The sequence below is a fragment of the Bacillus sp. XB1 genome (assembly GCF_053557995.1).
In genome coordinates, this window is the sequence record NZ_JBNRIL010000001.1 from 2,629,273 (window position 1) to 2,655,087 (window position 25,815).

Sequence of the window (25,815 nt, forward strand, 5' to 3'; positions counted from 1 at the left end):
GAGAAAATGAAATTGAAACAGCAAGAACGAACTTATTTGTATATACTAGCACTATTTTTTGTTTCCATTAATTTACGTATCGGAATTACATCTGTTTCACCTTTATTAGAAACAATCCGACAAGACTTAAATATAAGCAATTTTTCCGTTAGTTTTTTAACAGCTATTCCTGTTTTTTGTATGGGGACATTCGCCTTACTGACTGGGAAGGTAATTAAAAAATACGGGGCAGAAAAATCAATTATGACTTGTCTTATTTTAATCGGCTTGGCAACATGTATGAGAGCTTTTACCTTTTCCATTTCCACATTATTCGCGAGTTCTTTATTTATCGGTATTGGAATTGCACTGGCAGGTCCTTTACTATCAGGTTTTATTAAAGAAAAATTCCCTACAAAAATTGGCTTAATGATTGGCATATATTCAGTAGGTATGGGAACTGGCGCTTCTTTAAGTGCAGGTTTAACAATCCCTTTACAACATGTATTAAAAGGATCTTGGAATATGGCACTCGCTTTTTGGGGTGCACTAACTATTATCGCTATTATGTTTTGGTATCCTGTTATGAAACGAAAAAAGAAGACGAGCACACAAAATAAAAAGAATAATAAATTGCCTTTAAGAAATAAAAAAGCATGGTTATTTACAATCCTTTTCGGGCTACAATCAGGAATCTTTTATTCCATTACGACTTGGCTTGCGCCGGCAAATCAAAGTATGGGTGTGAGTAGTGAGCAAGCAGGTACTCTTATAACTGTTTTTACCGTGATCCAAATGATATGTAGCTTTTTAATTCCGACATTAGCGGATATTTATAAAAACAGAGCACTTTGGTTATTAGGGAGTATATGCTTTGTAATCGTAGGTTTATCGCTTATGATTTACCCACTAACTACACCATGGATCCCTTCTATTTTACTAGGTATCGGGCTCGGCGGCGTATTTCCACTCGCTCTTATGCTGCCGCTATATGAAACAAAAACTTCAGAAGATGCAAGTGCATGGACTGCTATGATGCAATCAGGAGGATATATTATGGGCGGATTCATTCCTGTCCTAGCTGGGATAGCTCGTGACTATTTTGATAGTTATACGCAAGTTTTTATTATAATGGCACTTTTAAGCTTAATTTTACTCCTATTAACTTTAGTCATGAATAAAAGGAGAAGAAATGCAGAAGACCTTCTCTCCGCTTAAATTTAAAATGTTAATATATGGCATAATTTAATTAAAAAACGAAGGAACTTCTAACATGTGGTTCATTTCGGCACTCGCACCTATTGTAATAGTTGGTGGAATTGTAGTATTTGTAATGAAGAGAATGGAACGTCAATATAAAGAAGAAACATTAGGAAAGAAAAAATTAAAAGAAGCTCAAAACTTATTAGACATTTTCATACCTATAGGAATGCTTGTCGGCTGTGTAATTGGTTTGATTTTCGGCATGTTTTCCCCAGATTTCTCACTACTTTCAATTAGTTTAGGATCCGGAATAGGCTATTTATTTGGTTTTTTTGCCTATAAATTTTATAGCAAGACAGGAAACAACCTCTCATAATCCAAAAAGAATAAGCGGAACAGTACATAGTAGTCATATACAATATGTACTGTCCTTTATTTTTGTATCAACACTATCACCTTACCTTTCGCCTACTATACACCTTTTTTATTGATTTTCCTCTCCTCCACCTTTTGCATATCCGCTTTTTTATTTTCATTGGATCTATAACCAAAGTAAAGTAGCGCACATGTAATAATAGAACCTACAATGTATCCTAAAAAACATCCTAACCAAAACATAAAAATTGCCCCCAATCCATTATAAATTTTATGTAGTAGACATCTGTAAAACGTTCTCAGTACCTCCGTTTTTTATTACAGATTGGAAAATTCCCTTAACCATTCCATCCATGAACATTCTGTCTTCTCTATTTTGATTATTATCTATAAAGTTATTTATACCACTAATTCTTCCATCATCTCAAATAACAACTTTATTATAAAGTTTGCACTCACATTACATATATGTAGCATCACTGTCTCTTTTTCATTTTACCCTTGTAACTGGAGTTTACTTCTACAACTTAAAAACAAAAAACCCCCTCAAAGCATAAACTTCAAGGGGGAGCCTGTTTTTTATTTACTTATATACGTACAGCTGTACCACTTACAGCAACCATTAACATTCCATCACGAACAACTTCGTAATCTACGTCAATACCAACGATAGCGTTCGCACCTTTTTGTTTTGCAAGTTCTTTCATTTCATCCATTGCGATATCACGAGCTTCTTTTAGCTTGCTTTCGTAAGAACCAGCACGACCACCGACAACATCACGAACGGAAGCGAATAAATCGCGGACAATATTTGCACCCATAATAGCTTCACCATTTACAATATCGATATACTCAATAATTTCTTTACCTTGAATTCCAGACGTTGTTGTTACAATCATGACTGACACTCTCCTAATAAGTTGTAGTTTTTTAATGCGCTTTCTTATGTCTTTATTATGACACAGAAAAAATATCTAATCTATTGAATTACCTTACAGGAGTGTGACAATTTTGTAAGAATAAAACCCCCATTATGTTCAATAAAGCGCTTTAACATTAGGATACATAAACGAGTCTCTATTTTCTTTCCAATCCTTTTCTACTTCTTTAAAAGTTGGTCGCCCTAATTCTTTATTATTTTCATGTTTACTAAACCATTTTTTCACATACTGATCTCCATTTTTACTTTGAACTGTGCAAAGGAAACTATTGCTACTATCCTTTAATATTTTTACAATCACGAATAGACACCTCTTCCCTTCTCAATATCATAATAGGACTTGATCTTTTACTATAAGCCCTTCCTCTCTTATAGTCATACGACTCCTCGGCCGCGCCAAAGTTGTAAGATCAAAAACGATATTCACTTTGTTTACATTTTATTTAAAGAAATCAGAGTTATAGGCATTATGCTTATCAAATATTTTATAGATTTCTAACTTATCATCTAATTTTGCATCTACTAAAATTAATATATTTCCATCGTAAATATATTCTTCATACTTTTTAGCATGGTCTTCAGGGATTCCTAAGCCAATAAATGCTCCTATTAAACTTCCAGCTCCTCCGCCAATACCGGCTCCTCCAATAGCTGCTGCGATTGGTCCTGCTGCTACAATTGGACCCATTCCAGATACGGCAAGTATACCAAGACCTGTTAATAAACCACCGAGCCCGCCTGCTACTCCTCCAGCTACAAGCCCTGTCGCTGAAAAGATATCTGCTTTATGTGCAGTTTCGCTATTCACTTTTTCACCCGATTTTTCTTCTAGATGTTCAATTTCCTTTTGATCTTTCGCAATAGCTGAAATGTTATCTGCTGAATATCCTTTATCATTTAATTCATTAATAACGAGTGCTGCATCATCAATTGTTCTAAAAACACCTACTATTTTTCTATCTACATTCATAACTATTAACCTCCTAAAGTTTTATATAATGTATTTTTATTTTTCTTCATTTCTGTATACACTAATTTTCTTATTAACATAACCATTTATGAAAAAAGCGAATAGTAAAAGCACTACAAGTGAACTACTTAACAAGTAAATTAAATCAAATGTAATATTAATCATCATTTCATTCATGTATACCAGGCTCCTTTTTATTTAAAGTAAAAGTATATTTTGATAGACTAATCTACTAAACATAGACATCTTACAATTCATCTTCAGTCAATCTCTTTGTAGTATATGTATACCCTTCCTAACCTTTTCTAAACGTAAAAACTATAATTATATTTTTTCTTATTTATATGTTTAACATTTTTTAAAACGGGTATGTTTATATTGTTATGCTTACTATATGGAAAGGAATATTACGATGAACGCCATTCACTCTACTACTATTTCTTATAATGAAATACCTACAATAACGCAGATTCATCATTTTTATGCTTTAATGACAACATTTCAAACGAATGTATTTATAGGTAAACACGGAGCACTTACTTCTATTAAAAACTTAAGCACTCTAGTATCCTTTTTCCTTACTGTAAAAAAGAGAGATCTTGTATTATTTATTTTTGAAGGAATAGATGCAAAAAGAGCTTTAAGAACACTCTTCCCTTCTTAGAATATTTGTTATCCTCTATTCCCTCGTTTACTACCTTTCATATATGTTTTTATATTTCAAAATGATTTCCCCTATTAAAAAAGAACCCCCTAATACAATAGGGGGATTTCTAGTTTAGCCTTATGAAAACTGATATAATATATATTACGTTTTTCATTCTTTAAAATAGAAAAGTTTTAATAACCTTGAAGGTAGGAATTTTTAATGAACTCGAAAGCAAAATTTAGTATTCGCTACAAAATTATGGCTGGTTATTTAGTTATCATTTTGTTCTTACTTGTTTCTTTCATTATGTTGAACAATGAGATTTCTAATTTACAAAAATCTCGTAATTTTATTATTGATCACGATTTTAAAGTTCTCAATTTAACAAATCAAGTGGAGAAAGATTTACTAACAATTGAAAATAAAGCGAAAGGGTTTATCATTTCTAATAATCCAAATTACGTACAATCTCTTAATTCTGCGGAAAAGGATTACGAAAAGCATTATCAAGATCTTTTCTCATTATTAGAGGATAACCCATCTCAGCAAGAAAAATTAAAACAGATTAACGAAAATATTATTAGTTGGATAAATAAAGAGATTCACCCGTTAATTGCAAATCATAATAGTAATAATGTACAAACAATCGACACGACTCAAATTCAGTCATTACAGTCACAGGTAACTAACTTCCGTAGCACTGAGGAGCAATTAACGAAAAAAAGAGCAGCACAATTAGATACTGAAAATAATAAATTAGAAATTTGGTTATACAGTTTATTGTTCTTACTTTCTTGTATTTCTATTATCATTTCACTCTATATTTCGAATTCCATTACAAAAACGATTAAAAATGTAATTCAAGCTATTAAATCCATTTCTTCTAAAGAAAAAATCACGGAAAGAATTCATGTAAACACACGTGATGAAATAAAAGATCTTGCTCATACAACGAATCACTTACTAGACGAAATATCGAAAAGAGAATGGTTACAAACTGAGCTTGCAGAATTAATTTTAATGTATCAAGGTGTATCTTCTATTGAGATGTTAGGTAAAAAAATTCTTAGTGGAATTATACAAAAAACGCAAACTTCTTGCGGAGCATTTTATGTACGTGAAGAAATTGAAGACACTGTCTACTATGTGAAGAAAGCTTCTTTCGCCGATCAAGGTGCTGATATTGGGAAACAATCCATTCAAATGGGTGAAGGTTTTATTGGACAGTCTGCCTTAGAAAAGAAAAGTTTTATTCTCAGGGATATACCCGAAGAGTTTCGTTATGTCACTAGCGGAGTATTAGAAATACGTCCTAAAAATCTATTAATCATCCCTATCTTATTTGAGGATAAAGTGATCGCAGTAATGGAGTTAGTAAGTGTAACTGAGATTTCAGATTTACATCAAGATTTAATTCAACAAACCGTTGATAATCTAGGTTTAACAATCCATAGCATTATGGGACGTATGCGAATTCAAACTCTTTTACATGAATCACAAGCAATGACAGAAGAGTTACAAGTTCAATCAGAAGAATTGCAAACGCAAGCGGAAGAACTACAAATGCAAGCAGAAGAATTACGAACAACGAATGAACAATTAGAGTCTAGAACTGAAGAGGCTGAGCAGAAAACAGCTGACTTACAAATTACTAAATCAGAATTAGAAGAAAAAGCAAGCGAGTTGTTACGCAGCTCAAAATACAAATCTGAGTTCCTAGCAAATATGTCACATGAATTACGCACACCGTTAAATAGTATTTTACTATTATCTGAAATGTTAAGAGAAAATCATGATAACAATTTATCCGACGATGAGATTGAATTAGCAACTGTCATTCATTCATCAGGGAAAGACTTACTTACTTTAATTAATGACATACTCGATTTATCTAAAGTAGAAGCAGGCAAACTAGACATCATTTTTGAAGCAACGAACATAAGTGACATGGCAGCCAATATGCATCAAAACTTTTTACATATAGCTGCACAAAAAAATGTCGAATTTACTATTGAAGACAGTGATACGATTCCTGATCTGTTTTATACAGATGCAAAACGGATTGAGCAAATTATTAAAAACTTATTATCCAATGCATTTAAATTTACAGAAAAAGGATCCGTTTCTTTACATTTCGATTCGATAGAAACAAGTAATTTAAGTCATGATATGCAGTCTATAAGTAAAGATTGGATTACAATTTCAGTAAAAGATACTGGTATTGGTATCGCTAAAGAACAGCATCAACTTATTTTCGAAGCCTTTCAACAGGCAGATGGCGCAACGATTCGGAAGTATGGTGGTACAGGATTAGGTTTATCTATTTGTAAAGAGTTTGCTAGATTGTTAGGTGGTTGGATTACGTTAGAGAGTAATGTAGGAGAAGGTAGTACTTTCACTGTATATATTCCTAACCTGCCAAATGGATTACATGATATACAGTTATCCAATTTAGAAGTTGCAGCAACGATAGAAGATGTTATTCCTGCTGAAGTTGTTGAAGAAACTATCGTTACTCCCGAAACAAATAACGTCTTCCAAGAGAAAACCATTTTAATTGTCGATGATGATCATCGAAATATATTTGCGTTACAAAACGCATTAAAAAAACAAAATGCCAACATTATTACTGCCCAAAACGGCTTAGAGTGTTTAGAAATACTAAAAAGTAATACAAATATTGACCTTATTTTAATGGATATTATGATGCCTAATATGGACGGTTATGAAACGATGGAAAATATCCGAATGAACTTAGGGTTAAATGAAATACCTATTATCGCATTAACTGCTAAAGCAATGCCAAATGATAAGGAAAAATGTTTATCTGCTGGCGCTTCAGATTATATAAGTAAACCATTAAATCTACATCAACTCTATTCGGTAATGAGTGTATGGTTAATAAAATAAGTGAGGTTTAGTTGGAGTGGAAAATAAGTATTATAATTTTGATCCATCAGTAGATACGGATGAGCGCACGAACTTAGAAATTGAATTACTATTGGAAGCGGTATTTAAACTATCAGGATTTGATTTTCGCCAATATGCTCGCACATCTATTTATAGAAGAATTTGTAATAGAATGCAGCTCTCTAATATCCCTACCATTTCAAAATTAATTGAAAAAGTAATTCACGAGGAAGGGGTTTTAGAACAGTTATTAAATGATTTCTCGATTAATGTAACTGAGATGTTCCGTAACCCTGCCTTTTTTAAAGCGCTTAGAGAGCATGTTATTCCTGAATTAAAAAAGCAACCTGAAATTAGAATTTGGCATGCTGGATGCGCAACTGGTGAAGAAGTATTATCAATGTCCATCTTACTTCACGAAGAAGGATTAAGTGAAAAGTCGGTTATTTACGCAACAGATATGAATACAAATGTGTTAGAAAAAGCAAAACAAGCTATCCTCCCGTTAAATAAAATGCAAACTTATACGAAAAATTATTTACAAGCTGGCGGTACACAAGCATTTTCTAACTATTATTCAACAGATAATCGTTTTGCTTATTTTAATCCATCACTTTTACAAAACATTATTTTTGCACAGCATAATTTAGTAACCGATCAATCTTTTAACGAGTTTCATATTATACTTTGTCGTAACGTTTTAATTTACTTTACAAGTAAACTTCAAAATCAAGTGCAGCAACTATTTTATGAAAGCTTAGGTCACAATGGTTTTCTATGTTTAGGAAATAAAGAAACTCTTCGTTTTTCAAATATAATGCCGCATTATACCCAATTTAATCCTAGCGAACAAATTTATCAAAAAATACAATAAAAAGCGTATGAAATCCTCTGTTTGGATTTCATACGCTTTTTATTTCGCATTCGTTTGTATCATAATTAGACACATATCATCTGATTGCGCTTTCTTTTGTTCTTCCTTGTAAAACCCTTCTATCTCGCCTTCTAAATCTCCCCATTTTCTTTCTGTAAAAGTACGTAATTTCTCTTCAGCCTCAAATTCATCATTTGCAATTGCTTCAAGAACACCATCTGTAAACAATACGATTTGAGCGTTCTTCTCAAAAGGTATAACTGTCTTTTTAACTTTTATTTCATCAAAAAATCCTACCGCACAACTCCCGCGATTTAGTTCAACCATATTTGTTTCATCAACTAAAACGTATCCAGAAGGATGCCCTGCATTTACATATTCAATCGTTCTCTTTTCTGTATCTACTACTAAATATATCGCTGTAAAATAATATGGAATATCGTCATTCTCATTATGTAAAAGAGTCATATATTTATTTAAGTCTTTAATGACAAGTTCTGGATCGATTAAAGATTTAATCGTTTCACGTAATACAGACGAAATAAACATACAAACTAATGAAGCAGATATACCATGTCCCATCACGTCTAATAATATAATACCGTAGCGGTTTTCATCGATTTTATACCAATAATACATATCTCCAGCTAATTTAAATGAAGGTAAGTAACTTGCTTCAATTTTTATATAATCTTCTCTTAATGGGCTACTTAATAAGTTTCTTTGTACTTGCGTAGCTAAATCTAATTCATTCCGAAGATTTTCTTCTTGTTCTTTATGCCAATTTAATTCCGATTTCAAGCGTAACGCTACACGCATACGTGCTAATAGTTCAACTTTATTTATAGGTTTCGTAATATAATCCATTGCCCCCATATCAAGAGCTTCGGCCAATTTATTGGCATCCTCTAAAGCTGTAACAAAAATAATAGGAATATCTTTAAACTTCTCCTCTTTTTGTAATCGCCTACAAACTTCAAGTCCATCAATTTCAGGCATCATAATATCTAATAAGATTAAATCAATTTCATTATATCTGGAAGAATCTTCTCCAAATTGAATGTATTCGAAAAGCTCTTGTGCAGAATTCAGCGATACAAGATCCTGATATCCGGCTTGTTTTAAAATTTTTTCAATTACAAAGATGTTAACCGGATTATCATCGACAATTAAAATGGACACAAGTTATTTCCCCTTTTCTTATTTAAAATGTAAATCTATTATCATTTTCTATTTTTCTAGTATTGCATACTCAGTTACAAAATGAAAATTTCCTACTCTAACATAATTTTTATACAGCAAAAGAACAAACCCCCAGAAATGAGAGTTTGTTCTTTCATTCTATAAATTTCCACTATTAATTTAACACCATTGCTTTGTCATTTAAAAGACGATCTAATTCTTCCATATGATTTGTTTCATCTGCAATCATATCTTCTAACTTTACAACTAACTCTGTCATATTTAATTTCGCTGCCTGTTCTTTTCTCGTTTCATAACGCTTAATTGTCTCATATTCTGATTGTCTAGCCGACTCTAACATTTCTCTAACATCTTCTACTTGTTTCACTGGTAAAGGGATTGTAGTAGGTGTACCACCTAACGTCTTAATTTTCTCCGCTAAATATAGGGCATGTCCTTGTTCATCACTAATTTCAGATTCAAAGAAAGGTTTTAACACTTGTCTATATATACCAGAAACTGTAGCTGCATTATGGTTATACATAATAATTGCTGAGTATTCTCCTGCTAAATCTTCATTCAATCCTTCGATTAGTTCTTTCACATCGTGTGACATTTTTATATCTCCTCCTATATTTAATAACTACCCCTTTTCTCATGTTTTAAACATAATGATTTTAAATTTTTATGTATCTAAAAATGCTGCTTGCTTCAATTTACTTATCGCTTGTCTTTTAATACGAGAAACGTGCATTTGTGAAATACCTAACCGTTCCCCTGTATCTTTTTGATTTAAATTTTCTCCAAATATATAATGAATAACACTCTTTTCTGTGTCATTTAATACGTTGAAAATATCCTTTAAAACGAGACGCCTTTCTGTCTCTTCATATCCTTGCTCTACTTCACCTACAGATTCAATCCTCGCTACCGAACTGCCATCAGATGAATTTTCAACTACATCATCTAAGGAAGATACGCGATAATTATTTTTCGCATCCATAATTTCTAGCACTTCCTCTTCGGATAGTCCTAAATGATCTGCAATCTCTATAATCTTCGGTGAACGCTGGAAACGATCTGTTAGCTCCTCTATCGCAAGTTTAATCTTCCCGCCTAAATCTTTAATTCGCCTTGGAACGTGAATACCCCAAGTTTTATCACGTAAATATTTCTTTATTTCGCCTACTATTGTAGGTATTGCAAACGGCTCAAAAGCATTCCCTATCGAATAATCATACCTTCTTATTGCACCTAAGAGCCCTAACATTCCTACTTGTATAATATCTTCATGCATCGGCCCACCTTTTGAATAGCGATATGCAATGGAGTATACAAGATTTTTATAGTGATTAACCAATCTTTCCTGTGCTTCATCACATTGGTTTTGTTGGAAGTCTGCAATTAGTTTAATAACGTCTTCTTTAGTAAGATTTGTAGGTTGAGATTGGATTTCCATCATTCTCCACCTGCTCTCTTTGTATATATTTTGTCATTAAAACTGTCATGCCCTCATCATGCATAATTTGTATATCATCCATTAACGTATTGATTAAATATAAACCTAAACCATTTTCTGGCAAATGTTCTACTGGTTTATTAATATCATACGGACCAACTTTACTTTTTAAGCTATTAAAATCAAAGCTAACCCCATTATCCGCAGCCATAATTTCTAATCGATCTTCATATAAGCCAAAGACAATTGTAATTTCTCCAACGTCTTCTTTATATGCATGTTGTACAATGTTTGTACAAGCTTCACTAATAGCAATTTTCATATCTTCTATATCGTCATAAGCAAAGCCCATTCGATTCGCAACACCAGCCATTGTTAAACGAATAATAGCGACATATTCTGCTTTTGCAGGAATTTTCATTTCTATCTTTTCAAATCTCTCCATCATCCCTAGTCACCTTCTTTCTACTTTTTCAAAATCGGAATTCAAATTTAATATTTCTGTTAGCCCTGTAATATCAAATAATCTTTTTAGCCTTTTAGACACACCAGTAAACTCTAGCTTCCCATCATTTTTCTTAACTGCTTTTAATAAAGCTATAAAAACTCCTAAGCCTGTACTATCCATATAATCTACGTTATGAAAATCTACTACAATATGAACCTCTTTTTCGCTTGTAATAGGCATTACCTTATTTTTTAAATCTGATGCCGTATACGCATCAATCTCACCATTAAGTTGTACCGTATAACCTACATCATTTTGCAAAATATTTATTGCCAAATTCATCATTTCCGCCCCCTTATCTCGAACTTTTACTATTTAATTACCCATAAAAATTAGTTTTAAACATATTTTTTGATTTTCATTATAAATAAATTTTCTACACCTTTCTCGGCTTAACACTTAAATCGTACTAATAAATGTTTAAAACTTATAATTTTGTGTATGTATAATGTATAAACATTATTTTTAGGGGGATCTATCTATGGAAGAGCACAACTTTAAAAAGGGAGATTTCGTTCAATTTTCTTATCGACACGATCATGCTACAAAATTAGTTGGTTCCATTATTAACATACTAACGAATACAATTGTAGTTGATATAAGTAATAGCGAGGACTTATCTCATATAGAACCAAGGCAAGTCGTAAGAATAAATAATTGTAAAAAGGTAACGATGGTTTAATACATAATGAACACTCCCCCACTTAGCAAAGCTTGAAGTGGGGGTTTCTAACGTTTCGACCTAACGGACGATTAACGTCAGGGGAGTTAACACATTAGCGAGCTGTTTCACGCTTAACCCCTCTATCCCATTTGTCCATGCATTTGGGATTACTTTTCGTAAAATGTTAGCCGCAGCATTTACATCTGCATTAATTAAAGTTTTATTTGCTGAACGATATATACCGCGCTTTATTCGTTTTCCTGAAAAAGTTGTATTTTGGTCATTTTCTCCATACGTTGGAATGAAGTCGTTATCCAGAAAACTTGCTTTCGATGTATATGATTCTTCAGTTACAACAACTTGAATGCCTACAGCATTTGCTTTGTATGTAATCATTTGAATCAGTAAACTATGTGGGATATGACAAAACGATTGGTTATTTCTTTTTCCCATATTCATTTTTTGTTTCCAGCTTTTGTTTTGACCAATAACGATTTTACAAACTTCTTCTTCTTGAGCTAGTTTTACAATACGGTGACTAACTTTATGGAAGACGTCTTTTATTTTCAAGTAACGTTTTTGATGAAGTTTTTCTATCCTTTTAGAAGTAAAAGGTCCTTCATTCGTTTGTTTTCCATTTCTAAGAATGCTTGTAAAATGACTCTTCATTTTATTGTAATTTTGATTTATGCTTTTGATATGTTTGCCCTTAACAAGTACAGGTTTTATACCTGTGTTTGTTACGATGGTTGCAAGGTTATCAATACCTAAATCAATACTCATATAACGAGCATTCTCTTCAATCATTTGTTGTTCAGAAGGAACATCAATTACCAATTCCACTACATATTCATTGTATTTTGGAATCACACGAACTTGTTTCAGTTTACCTTCAGTGAAACCTAATTTCCCAATATTTAATTGCAATTTCGTCTTTGGAAACTTTAAAAATCTATCGTTTTTAATGATGCAATCTTGGTTTGTATACAGAATCTCTTTTTCAGAAGAACGAATATACTTTGGAATCCTAGGCATTCCAGCATATTTGTTTGGATTCTTTTTATAGTCTTTTAAACTAGCAAAAAAAGATTTCCAATTTTGGAACAAACCTTTCATGATTGACTGGCTACATTGCGTAGGCAAAGCTCGATAATCATTTTGAATCATAGCCTTAAATAGTGCATCTAGAAAGTTGTAATCTACATAAGGTTTTTCAAAATTAGGTTCTGAAAACAAATTACATGTAATCTCTTTCTGTTCTTCTTTAGGCTTTACTTTCTCTTTTTCCAATTTCTTCTGATAGGCAAGACGTTGTGTGTCATTCATCTTACCAATATTTTTATGAATATTATCCAGAACTTCTTTTTGCAAAGGCTGCAACTCTTTTTCTTGTGTTAATCCAGTGTACACCTGGCGTATATAAAAGTTTGTGGTGTTGTACATGTTCTTAGCGTTATGACAACATTCTTGAAAATAAGAATACATACGATGCCCTTTTTTAATCCAAATTTGAAGAGTTTTATAGTTTGACGGATTTTCCTTTGTCATTTTATTCACCTCCTTGTTAAGGATATTATAGCAAAAACAGAACGTATGTTTCTTTTGTTTTCTTGAAAATAAAATATTTCTTTCGATTCACCTCACCACCTTCACTTACGTTTAGAAGTGGGAGTCCTCTCGAAAGGCATGATAGAAAGTGTAATTTTAATAAGCGGGGGCCTTCATCCCCCGCTTATTCCTATGCAGATTACATAAAAAAACATCCAATTATTTTAATTGGATGCTTTTTTATGTATTTTTATCAGTTCATTAACTTTATAACTATATATAATAAACTTAATATTACTATTTATTATCATACTTACGCTTTCCGCAGCATTCTAGAGAAGAATGTAACGATTAAAATAAAGACGATTGCACCTAATAACGCCGGAAGAATAAAGATGCCTCCCCATTCAGGACCCCAATGACCAAATAACGCACTACCTACCCAAGATCCGATTAATCCGGCAATCACGTTACCAACTATACCTAACGGAAAGTCTTTTCCTGTAATCATTCCAGCTAACGCACCAATAAGTCCACCTACAATACACGTAATAATAAGTCCCACAATTAAACCTCCTATATTCGTTTTATATTGAATTCATCAAGCTTTAGTATGTAACTAAAGCTTGATGAACATATATTATTCTTTATTATCCAATTCATCACTTATCTTTTGTTTCACTTTTCCGACTTTTTCTTTTATCGTTCCCTTCGTTTTTTCCCACTTACCTTCATTTTTCAACTCTCTATCTTCTGTAACTTCACCAATTCCTTCTTTTACTTGTCCTTTTTTCTTTTCAACTTTACCTTTAACTTGTTCTTTTAGTCCGTTCTCACTCATATTTACAATCTCCTTTTCGTAATAGATTTATAGATTTAAAGGATACAAATTTAAATAGAATACATGCATCTTCTTTCTTGTAACCATTCACCGACTCTTTCTAAATCCTTAACGAATAACAAGATTTTCCCTTCATCCAGTTTTTCTTCATAAAAGTTCGCTTCTTCCTCATTAAGCCCTAACTCTTGCATTTTATTTCTTAACTGATCTCCTGTTTTTTGAAAGACGTTAATAATGCTTGTCCCAAGTCCCTCCTCTTTTATCCCAATTGTATTCACGTCTGCATTGTCCGCAATTCTATCTGTCCTATCTTTCTCATGCGTTAATACGTAAATATCTTTTTGGTCTATTCCTTTTTTCACGAGATCATTCGCCGCATTCATGACCTCTTTCTCCGTAATAAATTCATATACAAAAGGTTTACTATACTTCGTTTCCATCTTTAACTTCCTCCTTTAAAATGAATTATTTGTTATATTATATGTAGTACACCCATTTTCGAAATGTTAAACATAAAATATGAAAAAAGTTATGTGAATTTTGATTTTAATAGAGAATGAACATCATCATTTACCACTTTAAAACACCTTCTCCTTACAATAACTACCTAAATTAACAGAAAATTAATATAATTAAACTTAAGGAGGGATACTATGAAAAAAATCATATCTATATGCGCACTAACCGCTCTATCTTTCACTTTAATAGGTTGTACAAGCACCTCGGCTACAGATAAAGCTTCGCAGGCTAAGCAAGAACATACACAAAATACCTTTCAATTAAATTCCGCTAATATTACAGACATTGAAATACTGAAAACAACAAATCATACTACTTCCAAATCTCAAACAGACAACGAAAAAATGATACAATCTATCGTTTCAGCAGTCCAAAAAGGCACTCCTAAACAAATCACACTAGATCAAAAAAAGAGAGAATCTGCACATTCTACTATTACTGTTACATATAAAGATGACTCAAAAGAAGAATTTCTTGTGTGGGCTGATAATAAGGAGCAAATTTCGATTGCTAAAGATGAGAAGAAAGATAAGGTAGAAGGTGTGATAGTGAATATTAAAGATGCTAAAATAATGAAGGATTTCTTTTAAAATTCTAATTAACGTTAAAAAAAAGTAGGATTACATCCTACTCTTTTTTTAATCATGCTCAATAAATAGACCTTTATAAAATCTATTTAAGGTCTAATTTTGCTAAATCATGTTGTAAAACATTGTTTCCTTCTTGTGGGTTAAATACGATTGCACTAAGACCAAAAACATTCGTAACAACATCTTTATCTTTCGGACGAATGATTCTTACTTCATAAGCAAAAAGTGCTGGAGGAAGAGCTGCTGAACGAAAAGTAACATATCGATTAGGTGGCAATGTTTGTGTTGAAGGGTCTATTAATGGTAACAATACCGGAGAACCAGATGACCAATCAAACATTTCAACTGTTACTCTACGAGTATCATCTGGATCAACATTCATAGCTTCAACAGTAAGAAATAACGTAGCGGAATGTCTACGTAATACACCCGTTGACAAAGTTTCATTGTGATGTTTATGACATCTTCCAGGAGGATGACCATAGCCATAGCTCATATCAATTCCCCCCTTTCATTTACAATTAAGGACAAGTATTCCTTATAATATATAATGCTAGTATTATTTTAATGAAAGGTATAAAAGCGGATTTCTATCTATTCGCTCTTAAAGAATAATATGGATTCTCCTGTTTTTCCTTTGAACTCCTGCTAAGAATAAATCTATTTTGAAAAGGACCTGCTCCATTTATTAGTAAAAAGCATAAAGTAAATGGAATCCGTTAAAACACATGAGTGAACCTTTGTTTTTCTCCTCCTATTTAAAGGAGGAACTGTTATGGGCTTTGGTGGTAGTTGTGGCGGCTGTGGCTTCGCTGGAGGATTTGCTTTATTAGTTGTATTGTTTATTTTATTAATCATCGTTGGAGCTGCTTGCTTCTGCTAAAAACTATCGAAAGGACACTCACGTGAGTGTCCTTTCTTCATGAAAAAAGCTCTACGCAATGTGCAGAGGTTCAAGTGTAACGAGTACTTTAAAAATGTAGTATTACATTCTCCCCTCCAAAATGAACTTCAATGCTATAAATTTCGTTTAAGTGCAATCTTAATATTTTAGTTTAATAGCAATATGGTGAAACTTTATTCCAAACAATATTGCTATTGCACCAAAGTAAAACAAACTGGACAACCTAGATTTCAAAAGGAAGACACCTTAAAGGTTGTCTTTTCTTTATAAGTAAAAAAAGCCCGCCTATTTCCGTAGGCGGGCTTTATCTTTATTACACAATATGAAAGTATACTCTCTTTTTCTTTGAAATTTTATGTAATTATACATATTCATGAAAATAGAAGAAGTGAAATTGTACGTTTAGATACAGTTTGGCAACAAACTAACTGTTTTCTTGTGCATTAATAGACAACTACTGCAAGAGTTATAGTTTTTATGTTTTCATTTCCTTTTTGCATTTCTCTTTTAATTAGACGAATGCTTTTTTTAGTACATAATAAAAAATATCCAGAAAAACTGTCACAAAATCCGTTTTTCTGGTTTCTCTATAATACAGGTATCAAATTGAAAGTGAGGTTTAAACGAACATGTTAACCATAGAAAATGAAGAAAGTCATGCTTCTGATATGACCTTTGAAGATTTATTTAAGCAGTACTATGCTTACGCTGTGAAACAAATCATCTGGATCGTTAAAGATCAATCTATCGCTGAAGAGTTAGCACAAGAAGTATTTTTACAATTATATCGTAGTGATTGGAAAGGAATTGAAAACATACCTGGATGGTTGATTAAATCTTCTACTTATGTAGCCTATAACCATTTTCGATCTGAAAAAAGGCAGCAAGCGAAGATTGATAAAGAAATACAATACCATGAAGTACAAAATGTTTCATCATTAGACGATGATTGGATAAGAAAAGAAGAAATTACAAAGGTCCAAACGATACTAAATAAAATGAATGATCGAGAACGAACCCTTTTACTAATGAAATTCTCTGGTTTTCAATATAAAGAAATTGCAGAAGTACTTCAAATTGAAATATCTTCTATTGGAACATTATTGGTCCGAGCCAAAATGAAATTTCGCAAGATTTATAAACAAATGGAGGAGGCATAACAAATGAAATGTTATGATATCGGGTTTATTCAAACATATATTGATGGAGAACTTTCTCATGATATAAGAAAGGAATTCACAAAACACCTAGATACATGTGAAGCATGCCAAGATTTATTAATAGAAATTAGTAAATTAAATCAATGGGAAAACGTAATGCTAGATGAAGAATCTGCAAATTCACCACAAGAAATCAAAATTGATATAGAACAAGCATGGAAAACATTTGAAAGTCGTTCCAAGTTAGACAATGTTTCTAATATAAATCACAAAAAACAACAAAAGAAGGGACTCTTTACAAACATGAGTAAAAAATCAAAACGTTTCATTTATACAGCAGTAGCTGCAGCAGCACTTTTTACAGCAGCAATGATTCCACAAGTACAAGTGGCGGCTACAAATGTTGCTTCCTATTTTTCTAATGCAATTACAAATGATAAAGTTGTAAATGAAGGAATAAAAGATGAAAATGGTATCACACAAGATATGATGAAGAATGGTAAATATATTCCTATTGATGAAAAAATTACAGATCAAGGTATTACTGTACATCTCAAAGAAGTATTTATCGCAGATTCACGTATATCAGTTCATTATAGAATGGAAAAAGCGGACGGAAGTTTAGTACCATTTGAATTTGATACATCAGGATTAAATCTTGAGAATGATGGTAAAATTGATGGGCAACAAGAGGAAAACCCTGAGATTAAAAATGACGGGAGACTATCATTTATCCATGATTCAGATGATTATCTTCCTTTTGAACTTATGGCAGCAGGTAAAAAGTTAGATAAAATAGGCATTCGTGATAATGATAGACCTGAAGGTGTTGCTACATTTGTTATAACTACTGAAGAAAAAGACGTTTTTAAACAGCCTCTTACTTTAGACGTAAATATAACTAGAATTGGAAAAGTAATTGGTTCTTGGAAAGCTCAAATTCCAATTGATACTTCACATTTGAAAAATAATACGAATTAACATGAAAAAAAGAATAGAACAATATGTATCTAATTCTCAGTTTATATGTTTCCTTGTTTTCGTTACATTTATTTCGTATATAGTTTTTACTCTATATTTTATTTATGATTTAAGACCATTATAAGAAAAAGCCCTCTAAAAAAGTGGGGGAATAAATAACCGGTTTCTTAACGTATAAGGAATCGGTTATTTTGTATTTAAAATGCGTCTAAACGTACAATTTTCTTTTTTTATAAAAAAGCAAAGATACCCTAAGGTGACTTCCTCCGATTTGAACCATCTTAATTTTAATAATATGTATTGGACTTCCGTGCAGCGGTTAACAAGAAAATAATAGCATTGATGACACCTAAAAGTCCCTGCTTAATCCACATAGATAATGCAGCATTTGTGCCAATGGCTAGAAAAATAAGCCTTACTGTGTATCTATTGAATCTCAGTATAGACAACCTCCGGATGGGACTATATTTAAGGGAATTTCATTATTTTTTTGTTCCGTAAAACATTGTACTTCCTAGTGAAGAGAAATTCAGTTTTACTTCTATAACTCGCCCTGTTTCCACTCTTTATTATGGATATCTAATCCTTCTTGACCAAAGAAATGGAGAATAAATTCTTTTTCATCACTATCAATTTTTTTAGCCAGTTTAGATCCCTCCATACTTTGCTTTTTTCCTGAACGTAAATAATGAATTTCTTCAAAGTCTTTAACTACAGATTCGAACTCTCCATCATACCATTTGTTCAGAATAGATTCATATTTTGGTTTTTCATCATTATTAATAACATTTAAGTTGTTTTTTAAGTATTGAATGTTTTCTTTCGTCATTTGAAATCGCCCTACATCACGGGTACCGGAAACATGAAGATTATTCCCATTGAATGTGAGTTTTTGTAAAGACATATGTATCATCATATCATTTATAGTTTGCTCGTTTTGGATTTCACCAATCGACTGTGCTGCTTTAGAGAGTTCATCTTCACTTACTACATAACTATCTTTTTGCTGCTTTTGAATGGTTTGAACTTTCGGTTTTTCCTGAACCTTTTCTTCTTGTTTAGGTTTTGGTTCAGTTGTAGTCTTCTCATTTGAGCTACAAGCAGCCATTCCCATAAGCAATGTACCGCATGTTAATACCATTAGTAACTTTCGGTTCATTTTTTTCCGCCTATCTGTATTAGTTATTTTAAACAGTTTTTTTAATGTAAGATTTCTCATCTCATAGTAGCAAAGAATTTATCTTTATATTGTCATGTCTTGTCGAAGAATAATAAAAAACAACCTAGATCCTATAGGATCTAGGTTGTTTTTAATACGTAAACGTAATCGTCACTAAAGAATACCCTTCTTTCGCATTGTAAGGCTCCGCTTTATAAGAAACACGGTTGGACCCTTGCGGATAACCGATTTCCCCAATTGCATTTTTCACATCTTGCAGCGCACCGTTCATTGATTGCTTATAAAGTACTTCTATCTTTTCTGGCTTTGCACTATAACGCTGCTGCATTTTATTTTTTAATTCAGTATAGTTATTTGCAATATATTCATTTCCTAAATAGTTTAACTTTGTATCTTTTAATATTTGCTGATATGCAGACGTTTTCGTACTACCTGCCGCAATTTTATTTGTCAGTGTACTATAATAATTTGTTGTAGCTTGCGGATAGTCTCCACGGTTCCACTCATGATTTCTTGCGATTTGTTCATCTGATAAATTGAAATACGAATACGTTACGCGGCCCTGCTCATCTGGAACCGGATCATCGAATGTTGTATCAAGGTGATACCATTTGTTTTCGATTTTCACTAAATTCCAAGCATGAGGTTGTCCGTCCCCAGTTCCTGTCACGAAATGATTTTCAATTCCTGCTTCTTTTAATAATTGATAAGTTAATAGTGCGTAACCTTGGCAAACCGCAGAACGATTTACAAGTGCTTCATATGCTGTGTAAGCTTTATAAGACGTATCATAAGAAACATGCTTTACTACGTAATCATGAATCGCCTTCACTTTTTCGTGATCATCCATTCCAACTTGAGTGATAGAAGAAACGATTGCTTTCGCTTGTTTCATGACATATTCCGTCTGTTCTTTCGTTTCACGATATGTAATCTTAAGCGTAAACGTATAATTTCCAGGTGATCCAGAAAGTCCATATGAAACATTCGATCTATTATTATTTGTATACTCATTTTTACTTGCCACTTCTTTATATGCGTTAAAAAGTGTATTCATCACTTCGTCTGTATTATTATTTTTCGTTTTATATGGCAGTGTAATATTTGTCTCGTATGTATTAATACGCTTTTGTACTTCCTCTTTAAACGCTGTTAATAATGCCGCATCCCCTGTATCTTTCACATCAGCATTTTTATACTTCAAAGTTTTATATAAAAACTGCGCATACTGTTCACGTGTTACTGTGCCATACGGTTCAAAATTCCCATTCCCTGTGCCATCTGCGATTCCATTTGACTGCACTGCACTAATTGCATTTTCTGCCCAAAATGGATTTGGAACATCCTTAAAGGTATGTTTTTGTTTTGCCGCAAGATGGAAAGCATTCGTAAGAATTTGTGCCATTTCCGCACGATTCACAGAAGCTTTCGGTCTAAATTGGCCATTTTCATCACCTTTAAAAACTCCTAAATTCGTTAAAGTTAATACCTCTTCTGGGAACATTGTAGAACTTTGATTAATATCACCGTAAGGATTTTTAAACGTAGATCCATCCTTTAATACGTAACGAGTTCCATCATTACTAAACGAACCGCCTTGTTTATTCGGTACTAACACTCGATAAATTAAAGCCGCAACTTGCTCCCTTGTCGCAACATCTCCAAAACCAAATATCCCATTTCCATAACCGGAAATAATATTTTTACTCGCTAAATCTTTAATCGCAGGATATGACCAATGTGATGTCGGCACATCAGAAAAAACACCCACTTCAGCAGCTTTTACATCGCTGCCATTTGTATATAACAACGCACCACCAATAAGTGATAATGATGTAATTGATTTTAATAGTTTTGTATACATAATGTCTTCTCCCAATACGCTCTCTATTTTTGTTGGTTTATGTCGAAAAATCTAAAAATATGACAAAATATATTATACAATTAAAACTTTTTAAGGGATATATTAAATTTTAAAATATGCAAAAATTCATATTGTTATAAGGATTCATAGTAATATTATGTTATTTTACTTGCGAATATATAAATAAAAAAACGCTCATTTGAGCGTTTCATCTATATACCTAATAATTACTTTTTTCTACACTTCGAACTCTTCTTCTGTAATAATCCTTTGATCTAACAACTCTTTATACTCCAATATTTCTTTAGCCCCACGGCTCTCCATGCGTATATTGTATAACACTTTTTGTATTGACCTTTGCTTGGTCCGTTGAAAGGTTTACTCCATTTAGAAATAGTTCTATTGAATTTTTCACCACTAGCCACAAAAATATCTTATAATCTTTATATAATAAATTACAGTATTAGGGGTAGATAAAATGCCAGTTACACTCGAATTTATTCTTTTCATTCTTATAGCAATTAGTGCTGTTGGCTATTTAATAAAAGAATTTCAAAAAACTAGGAAACGAACACTTGGAATTTCACTAGAATTTTTAGTTCTTTTCTGGTCAATATGGAGAATATCAACTCTCATAATCTAATTTATAAAACATGAATTCCTTCGAATGAAGTGAAACTTTAATCAGTGGGAGTTTTATTCATCCCCCACTGATTATTAGTTAAACCAATCGGGATTTTACGGGATAAATTTACCAGTATTTTTACCACAACATTCATGTTAAAATCCCTTGTGAGTACGACATAACTCGACCTTATGAAGCTCCGCAGCTTTTATCGCGGAGCTTTTTTATTTAAATTAACGCTTTTGTTCACTTTTTTGATACATTTACGAAACATTCATATGTTACGTTATATAAGTCCTTTTTTAAATCATATTCATTATTTGAATTGTCTTTTTTCTCAATAACCGAAGCTATTTAACGTGGTAAAATAATAATTGGACTGGCATCCAATACCATATTACAATGGAGCAAATCGCAAGAAGGCACCTTAGAGTGTCTTTTTTGTACATAAAAAAATCTTACCATCTTATAGAAACGATAAGCCCTTTAAAACAATAATTGCAACTATATTAACTTTACATTACATTAAGGTTAGAGAATGTTCTTATATTAATAAAGTGCTAAATAGTAGGTGAAAAAATGGAATTTAACGATTTGGGTATTACCATTAAAGAACTTAGAATTAAAAAAAATATATCACAATCCGACTTATGTCACGGAATATGTTCACAAAGTCAAATTAGTAAGATCGAAAAAGGTGTGATTTATCCATCTAGCATATTGTTATATCAATTATCAGAAAGACTCGGTGTTGATCCAAATAGTATATTTGCACTAACTCAAAACAAGAAATTAAAATATACAGAAAATGTAAAATACGTAATGAGGGATTGCATAAGGCAACATCAATATAAAGAGCTTTATGAAATAGTAACAAGAGAAAAATACACAAATAATTTTCAAACAAAAGAAGATAAACAATTTCTAATATGGCATGAAGCAATTGCTATATATTGTGTGAATAACTCAACAAAAGTGGCTTTAACTCTTTTAAATAATGCACTAAAACTAACTGTAACCAATATTGATTTTTTATCAGAGAGAGAAATAGATATTCTACATACAATGGCTATACTTCATGCAGAAAACAAAGAATACAAAAAAAGTATTACTATCCTTAAAAGATGTTTAAATAATTTTAACAAATTAGATTTTCCTAGAGATAAAGAAATTAAATTGAAAATCATTTATAATTTAGCAAAAAATTTAAGTTACACATATCAATACGAAGAAGCAATAAAATACATTGATAAGGGTATCCAATTAGCTATTAATCTAAATACTTTTTACTTATTGGGTGAACTATACTATGGAAAAGGTTCAAATTTATTAAAGCTTAAACAATATAATGAAGAAGATGTTGCTAATAACATGAGAAAATCATTATTTATATTTGAATTAACAAAAAACGAAAAAAAATTACAAATAATTAAAGAAGAATATTTCGAAAACAAAAATAACCACTCATAATTTCTTAAAAACTACTTATAAAACTCACAGGAAAAATCCCAATAGTTTTTAAACTTAGAACCATATTATTGTTTTAATTCAGAGGAAGGCACCTTAGGGTGTCTTTTTTTATTTTCAAAAGGACCTGCTCAATTAATTCTTAAAAACATACTAAGAAACATTGTTTTATTTATCCCATTTTCATTCATGCTATATAAAATTCGTTAATAAATCCACCTCAAACATATTTATATGCATTGGAGTATGTTTGAGGTGGAACTCCTTCAAATACCAGTTCCTTTTATAAGCCGTTTTTTTGATGTAGATGACATTATTCTCAATACAATAGAATGAATTATTGGAACATATTTAGCAATATATATCAAAAAATAATATTAAGAAACCCCCTCCACCTTAAGGTAGAAGGGATCTTCTAATTTCTATTTCAGACTACCCGAAATTTCCGTAAAGGTACCCTAAGCGCATGTGCATCTGGATATCCTAAACTTCTTTCACCAACTACCGCTCCTCTGCCGAATGACCTTTCACCGATAGATTATATGCCGTGAAGTGCTACTTGTAACATTTCAATTCAGATATACGACAGGAAAGAATACATCATCACAGTGTCAGCAAGCAAAAGTGTATTCTGCATTTCTGAAAACAGTAGATGGCAGATTGTGACCTACTGAATCTGCTAAGAAAGAATATACAAGAACATCCTTAACATCCTCTTTATTTCCACTAATGATGACATCAAGGAAATCTTCTACTTGAAATTCTGGAGTAAACAACACAATCTTAGTTGTTCTGTTTGGTTCTAAAGAAACAAAAGTACGAGAGATTTCAACTAATTCATTTTGAGTTGGGAAAAAGGTGTTTCGACTTCTCTTAACAGTTACCGTTACATTACTAGTATGGCAGCGTGAATCATTGTTTAACATAATGTTGAGAGCAGTTGGAATAATCCCATTTTCAGAAACTGGAACTCGAAACACTCCAGTAGATTTATGAGCCATATAATCAGATCCTTCCAAAATAAAATATATTTACAATATATTAAATGCAAAAAACGTTCATTTTGATATGGACAAATTATATGATTAATATATCTATAATAACCCTTGGTATTACTAAGCCAATGTTTTAAAAGATTAACAAATATCGCGAGAACCAATCGAATGTATATTAAAAGTAAAAAGAATAAGATGTCTAAAAGATCCCCTATTTTGAGCCAATAATGAGACATTATGTTAATCTTATATGTATAGCTGCACAAAATTGAGAAACTTAAGGAGACAGATAAATTTTATGAGAAAATTATCTATATTACTTACTTTCATTCTAGTATTAGTCAGTATTACGGCTGCTTGCACACAAGATAAAACAGATAGTGCCGTTGAAAATGGTCCAATAGAAGAACCAACCGCAAAAAATGAAAATGAAGAATTAATAAATTTTGAAGAAAAAGAAGAGATAAGCCGCTTGGAACAAGGTATTTTATTAGTTGGTGAGAGTGTTAAGGGAGGCTATTACTTGACCGCTGTTCAAAGTGCATATTTAAATGCTAGCAACGATTCCGTCATTGTTAATGTCTCTGTAAAAAATGTACGAGGTCAAACGATTGGATTATCAGAATTAAAATATAACTTAAAAGATGAAAAAGACGGAAAGATCTATAAAGGAAAGGTGCTTGATCAAAACCCTTCTGATATACAAGTTAAACCAAATGAAACGGTAGAATTGAAAATAGCTTTTGAAGTACCACGTACCGCAGATGAATATATGTTTTATATTGAAAGCTCTTTAGACCCTCTACAAACATACTGGAAAATTGATAAGCTGCAATCACAAACAAACTAAATCTGAAATAAGCAAAAAGCAATGAAAAATTTGATATAGATACAAATGAATACTATATAAACGTAAGACCATCGATTTAATGAATCGTTGGTCTTTTTCAAAAAATGCCCCATTAAAAACTAAGAGATAAAAAAGAACTAATCTCTAGAAGAGATTAGCTCAATATATCCAAAGCTATTATAGTACATAGTTTTATGAGCAAACGTTATATAGTGTTGTATGGGATACATAACCTGTCATCCCTTTATATGTAACTTTTAACCACTGTTTAGAATTACTGTAATGACCTTGAACATATTCACCAGTTACCCATGTTCCAGTAATTTTCGTGCCATCATTAAATGTATGTAAGACAGGTGAATCGACAGTATAACCACTGCGCATCTTTGCACCATATACACCTACCGTACCTCCCTTTGCACAAGCTGCTACTACTGTTTCATTTTCAGTAGTATTCGTAGCTGCGAAAGCAGAGCCGTTAAATGTAAATAAAGTAAATATAAAAGCTGTTAGTACTGTACAAATAGATAAACGACGTAACAAAATAAATTCCCCCTTTTTTTATAATTTACTTCTTC

Annotated in this window: 31 protein-coding genes; 12 read left to right on the plus strand and 19 right to left on the minus strand. The window is 32.0% G+C overall.

What is annotated here, in order from left to right:
* The first annotated feature begins 6 nt into the window (after positions 1-6).
* Positions 7-1,197 carry an MFS transporter gene (locus ACK1U5_RS13455; protein WP_097814078.1) on the plus strand — a complete coding sequence of 397 codons (1,191 nt, stop codon included), beginning with the start codon at positions 7-9 and terminating at the stop codon, positions 1,195-1,197.
* Between the two features lie 55 nt (positions 1,198-1,252).
* Complete coding sequence (locus tag ACK1U5_RS13460) at positions 1,253-1,558, plus strand: hypothetical protein (protein WP_113710761.1); 306 nt, start codon at positions 1,253-1,255, stop codon at positions 1,556-1,558.
* 95 nt (positions 1,559-1,653) lie between these two features.
* On the opposite strand, the gene ACK1U5_RS13465 is transcribed toward ACK1U5_RS13460, so the two are convergent.
* From ACK1U5_RS13465 to ACK1U5_RS13485, 5 genes are all read right to left on the minus strand, one after another.
* Positions 1,654-1,800 (minus strand): hypothetical protein, encoded by a 147-nt coding sequence (locus tag ACK1U5_RS13465; protein WP_166504393.1) that lies wholly within the window; start codon positions 1,798-1,800, stop codon positions 1,654-1,656.
* A 344-nt stretch (positions 1,801-2,144) separates the two neighbouring features.
* Entirely contained in the window at positions 2,145-2,456 is a 312-nt protein-coding gene (locus tag ACK1U5_RS13470) for a YbjQ family protein (RefSeq protein WP_000637510.1), read from the minus strand.
* A gap of 138 nt (positions 2,457-2,594) precedes the next feature.
* Positions 2,595-2,798: a DUF4028 family protein gene (locus tag ACK1U5_RS13475; RefSeq protein ID WP_000635861.1), complete on the minus strand. Its 204-nt coding sequence runs from the start codon at positions 2,796-2,798 to the stop codon at positions 2,595-2,597.
* 138 nt (positions 2,799-2,936) lie between these two features.
* Entirely contained in the window at positions 2,937-3,467 is a 531-nt protein-coding gene (locus ACK1U5_RS13480; RefSeq protein ID WP_001100090.1) for a general stress protein, read from the minus strand.
* Positions 3,468-3,503: 36 nt separating this feature from the next.
* Positions 3,504-3,644 (minus strand): hypothetical protein, encoded by a 141-nt coding sequence (locus ACK1U5_RS13485; protein WP_001004570.1) that lies wholly within the window; start codon positions 3,642-3,644, stop codon positions 3,504-3,506.
* A 235-nt stretch (positions 3,645-3,879) separates the two neighbouring features.
* On the opposite strand from ACK1U5_RS13485, the gene ACK1U5_RS13490 reads away from it, so the two are divergent.
* The 3 genes from ACK1U5_RS13490 (at position 3,880) to ACK1U5_RS13500 (ending at position 7,900) form a co-directional block, all read left to right on the plus strand.
* Positions 3,880-4,131 (plus strand): hypothetical protein, encoded by a 252-nt coding sequence (locus ACK1U5_RS13490; RefSeq protein ID WP_000991345.1) that lies wholly within the window; start codon positions 3,880-3,882, stop codon positions 4,129-4,131.
* A 204-nt stretch (positions 4,132-4,335) separates the two neighbouring features.
* The gene (locus ACK1U5_RS13495) at positions 4,336-7,026 is read left to right on the plus strand and encodes an ATP-binding protein (protein ID WP_113710762.1); all 2,691 of its coding nucleotides are present in this window, start codon (positions 4,336-4,338) and stop codon (positions 7,024-7,026) included.
* 16 nt (positions 7,027-7,042) lie between these two features.
* Positions 7,043-7,900: a CheR family methyltransferase gene (locus tag ACK1U5_RS13500; protein ID WP_000429042.1), complete on the plus strand. Its 858-nt coding sequence runs from the start codon at positions 7,043-7,045 to the stop codon at positions 7,898-7,900.
* 39 nt (positions 7,901-7,939) lie between these two features.
* Here the strand turns inward: ACK1U5_RS13500 and ACK1U5_RS13505 are convergent, their stop codons facing one another.
* The 5 genes from ACK1U5_RS13505 to ACK1U5_RS13525 all read right to left on the minus strand — a co-directional run bounded on the left by ACK1U5_RS13505 (position 7,940) and on the right by ACK1U5_RS13525 (position 11,334).
* Positions 7,940-9,082 carry a fused response regulator/phosphatase gene (locus ACK1U5_RS13505; protein WP_000025538.1) on the minus strand — a complete coding sequence of 381 codons (1,143 nt, stop codon included), beginning with the start codon at positions 9,080-9,082 and terminating at the stop codon, positions 7,940-7,942.
* A gap of 175 nt (positions 9,083-9,257) precedes the next feature.
* On the minus strand, positions 9,258-9,698 hold the full coding sequence (locus tag ACK1U5_RS13510; RefSeq protein ID WP_000017755.1) for a ferritin-like domain-containing protein: 441 nt from the start codon (positions 9,696-9,698) through the stop codon (positions 9,258-9,260).
* 69 nt (positions 9,699-9,767) lie between these two features.
* A complete protein-coding gene (gene sigB / locus ACK1U5_RS13515; RefSeq protein ID WP_002093898.1) occupies positions 9,768-10,544 on the minus strand; it encodes an RNA polymerase sigma factor SigB in 777 nt (258 codons plus the stop codon).
* Positions 10,507-10,989, minus strand: coding sequence for an anti-sigma B factor RsbW (gene rsbW / locus ACK1U5_RS13520; RefSeq protein WP_000970580.1), 483 nt, complete (start codon positions 10,987-10,989; stop codon positions 10,507-10,509). Before rsbW ends, sigB begins: the two co-directional genes overlap by 38 nt.
* Before the next feature lie 6 nt (positions 10,990-10,995).
* The gene (locus tag ACK1U5_RS13525) at positions 10,996-11,334 is read right to left on the minus strand and encodes an STAS domain-containing protein (protein WP_002060869.1); all 339 of its coding nucleotides are present in this window, start codon (positions 11,332-11,334) and stop codon (positions 10,996-10,998) included.
* A 196-nt stretch (positions 11,335-11,530) separates the two neighbouring features.
* Between ACK1U5_RS13525 and ACK1U5_RS13530 the strand changes: the two genes are divergently transcribed.
* Positions 11,531-11,731, plus strand: coding sequence for a hypothetical protein (locus ACK1U5_RS13530; RefSeq protein ID WP_000391012.1), 201 nt, complete (start codon positions 11,531-11,533; stop codon positions 11,729-11,731).
* Positions 11,732-11,791: 60 nt separating this feature from the next.
* Here the strand turns inward: ACK1U5_RS13530 and ACK1U5_RS13535 are convergent, their stop codons facing one another.
* The 4 genes from ACK1U5_RS13535 to ACK1U5_RS13550 all read right to left on the minus strand — a co-directional run bounded on the left by ACK1U5_RS13535 (position 11,792) and on the right by ACK1U5_RS13550 (position 14,542).
* Positions 11,792-13,261 carry an RNA-guided endonuclease InsQ/TnpB family protein gene (locus tag ACK1U5_RS13535; protein ID WP_113710763.1) on the minus strand — a complete coding sequence of 490 codons (1,470 nt, stop codon included), beginning with the start codon at positions 13,259-13,261 and terminating at the stop codon, positions 11,792-11,794.
* A 313-nt stretch (positions 13,262-13,574) separates the two neighbouring features.
* Positions 13,575-13,826 (minus strand): GlsB/YeaQ/YmgE family stress response membrane protein, encoded by a 252-nt coding sequence (locus tag ACK1U5_RS13540; protein WP_000522902.1) that lies wholly within the window; start codon positions 13,824-13,826, stop codon positions 13,575-13,577.
* Positions 13,827-13,901: 75 nt separating this feature from the next.
* Positions 13,902-14,102 (minus strand): CsbD family protein, encoded by a 201-nt coding sequence (locus tag ACK1U5_RS13545; protein WP_001293468.1) that lies wholly within the window; start codon positions 14,100-14,102, stop codon positions 13,902-13,904.
* Positions 14,103-14,152: 50 nt separating this feature from the next.
* Positions 14,153-14,542 carry a general stress protein gene (locus ACK1U5_RS13550; RefSeq protein ID WP_000448802.1) on the minus strand — a complete coding sequence of 130 codons (390 nt, stop codon included), beginning with the start codon at positions 14,540-14,542 and terminating at the stop codon, positions 14,153-14,155.
* 213 nt (positions 14,543-14,755) lie between these two features.
* Here ACK1U5_RS13550 and ACK1U5_RS13555 point away from each other — a divergent pair, with 213 nt between their 5' ends.
* Positions 14,756-15,211 (plus strand): hypothetical protein, encoded by a 456-nt coding sequence (locus ACK1U5_RS13555; protein ID WP_000720849.1) that lies wholly within the window; start codon positions 14,756-14,758, stop codon positions 15,209-15,211.
* Positions 15,212-15,293: 82 nt separating this feature from the next.
* Here ACK1U5_RS13555 and ACK1U5_RS13560 read toward each other — a convergent pair whose 3' ends face one another.
* Positions 15,294-15,707: a hypothetical protein gene (locus ACK1U5_RS13560; RefSeq protein WP_113710764.1), complete on the minus strand. Its 414-nt coding sequence runs from the start codon at positions 15,705-15,707 to the stop codon at positions 15,294-15,296.
* A gap of 279 nt (positions 15,708-15,986) precedes the next feature.
* Between ACK1U5_RS13560 and ACK1U5_RS13565 the strand changes: the two genes are divergently transcribed.
* The 3 genes from ACK1U5_RS13565 (at position 15,987) to ACK1U5_RS13575 (ending at position 18,256) form a co-directional block, all read left to right on the plus strand.
* Complete coding sequence (locus tag ACK1U5_RS13565; protein WP_000505670.1) at positions 15,987-16,094, plus strand: YjcZ family sporulation protein; 108 nt, start codon at positions 15,987-15,989, stop codon at positions 16,092-16,094.
* Positions 16,095-16,744: 650 nt separating this feature from the next.
* Complete coding sequence (locus tag ACK1U5_RS13570; protein WP_000955505.1) at positions 16,745-17,275, plus strand: RNA polymerase sigma factor SigX; 531 nt, start codon at positions 16,745-16,747, stop codon at positions 17,273-17,275.
* 3 nt (positions 17,276-17,278) lie between these two features.
* On the plus strand, positions 17,279-18,256 hold the full coding sequence (locus ACK1U5_RS13575) for a DUF4179 domain-containing protein (protein ID WP_113710765.1): 978 nt from the start codon (positions 17,279-17,281) through the stop codon (positions 18,254-18,256).
* A gap of 541 nt (positions 18,257-18,797) precedes the next feature.
* Here ACK1U5_RS13575 and ACK1U5_RS13580 read toward each other — a convergent pair.
* Both ACK1U5_RS13580 and ACK1U5_RS13585 read right to left on the minus strand, forming a co-directional pair.
* Positions 18,798-19,415: a DUF6241 domain-containing protein gene (locus tag ACK1U5_RS13580; RefSeq protein ID WP_001080428.1), complete on the minus strand. Its 618-nt coding sequence runs from the start codon at positions 19,413-19,415 to the stop codon at positions 18,798-18,800.
* Positions 19,416-19,566: 151 nt separating this feature from the next.
* Positions 19,567-21,300, minus strand: coding sequence for an S-layer homology domain-containing protein (locus ACK1U5_RS13585; protein WP_000288179.1), 1,734 nt, complete (start codon positions 21,298-21,300; stop codon positions 19,567-19,569).
* 1,204 nt (positions 21,301-22,504) lie between these two features.
* Here ACK1U5_RS13585 and ACK1U5_RS13590 point away from each other — a divergent pair.
* A complete protein-coding gene (locus ACK1U5_RS13590; protein WP_000395461.1) occupies positions 22,505-23,395 on the plus strand; it encodes a helix-turn-helix domain-containing protein in 891 nt (296 codons plus the stop codon).
* A gap of 608 nt (positions 23,396-24,003) precedes the next feature.
* Here ACK1U5_RS13590 and ACK1U5_RS13595 read toward each other — a convergent pair.
* Entirely contained in the window at positions 24,004-24,393 is a 390-nt protein-coding gene (locus ACK1U5_RS13595) for a hypothetical protein (protein WP_000940662.1), read from the minus strand.
* A gap of 292 nt (positions 24,394-24,685) precedes the next feature.
* On the opposite strand from ACK1U5_RS13595, the gene ACK1U5_RS13600 reads away from it, so the two are divergent.
* Positions 24,686-25,237: a DUF4352 domain-containing protein gene (locus ACK1U5_RS13600; RefSeq protein ID WP_001228898.1), complete on the plus strand. Its 552-nt coding sequence runs from the start codon at positions 24,686-24,688 to the stop codon at positions 25,235-25,237.
* Between the two features lie 192 nt (positions 25,238-25,429).
* Here the strand turns inward: ACK1U5_RS13600 and ACK1U5_RS13605 are convergent, their stop codons facing one another.
* Positions 25,430-25,780: an SH3 domain-containing protein gene (locus tag ACK1U5_RS13605; protein ID WP_000946195.1), complete on the minus strand. Its 351-nt coding sequence runs from the start codon at positions 25,778-25,780 to the stop codon at positions 25,430-25,432.
* Positions 25,781-25,815: the final 35 nt, after the last annotated feature.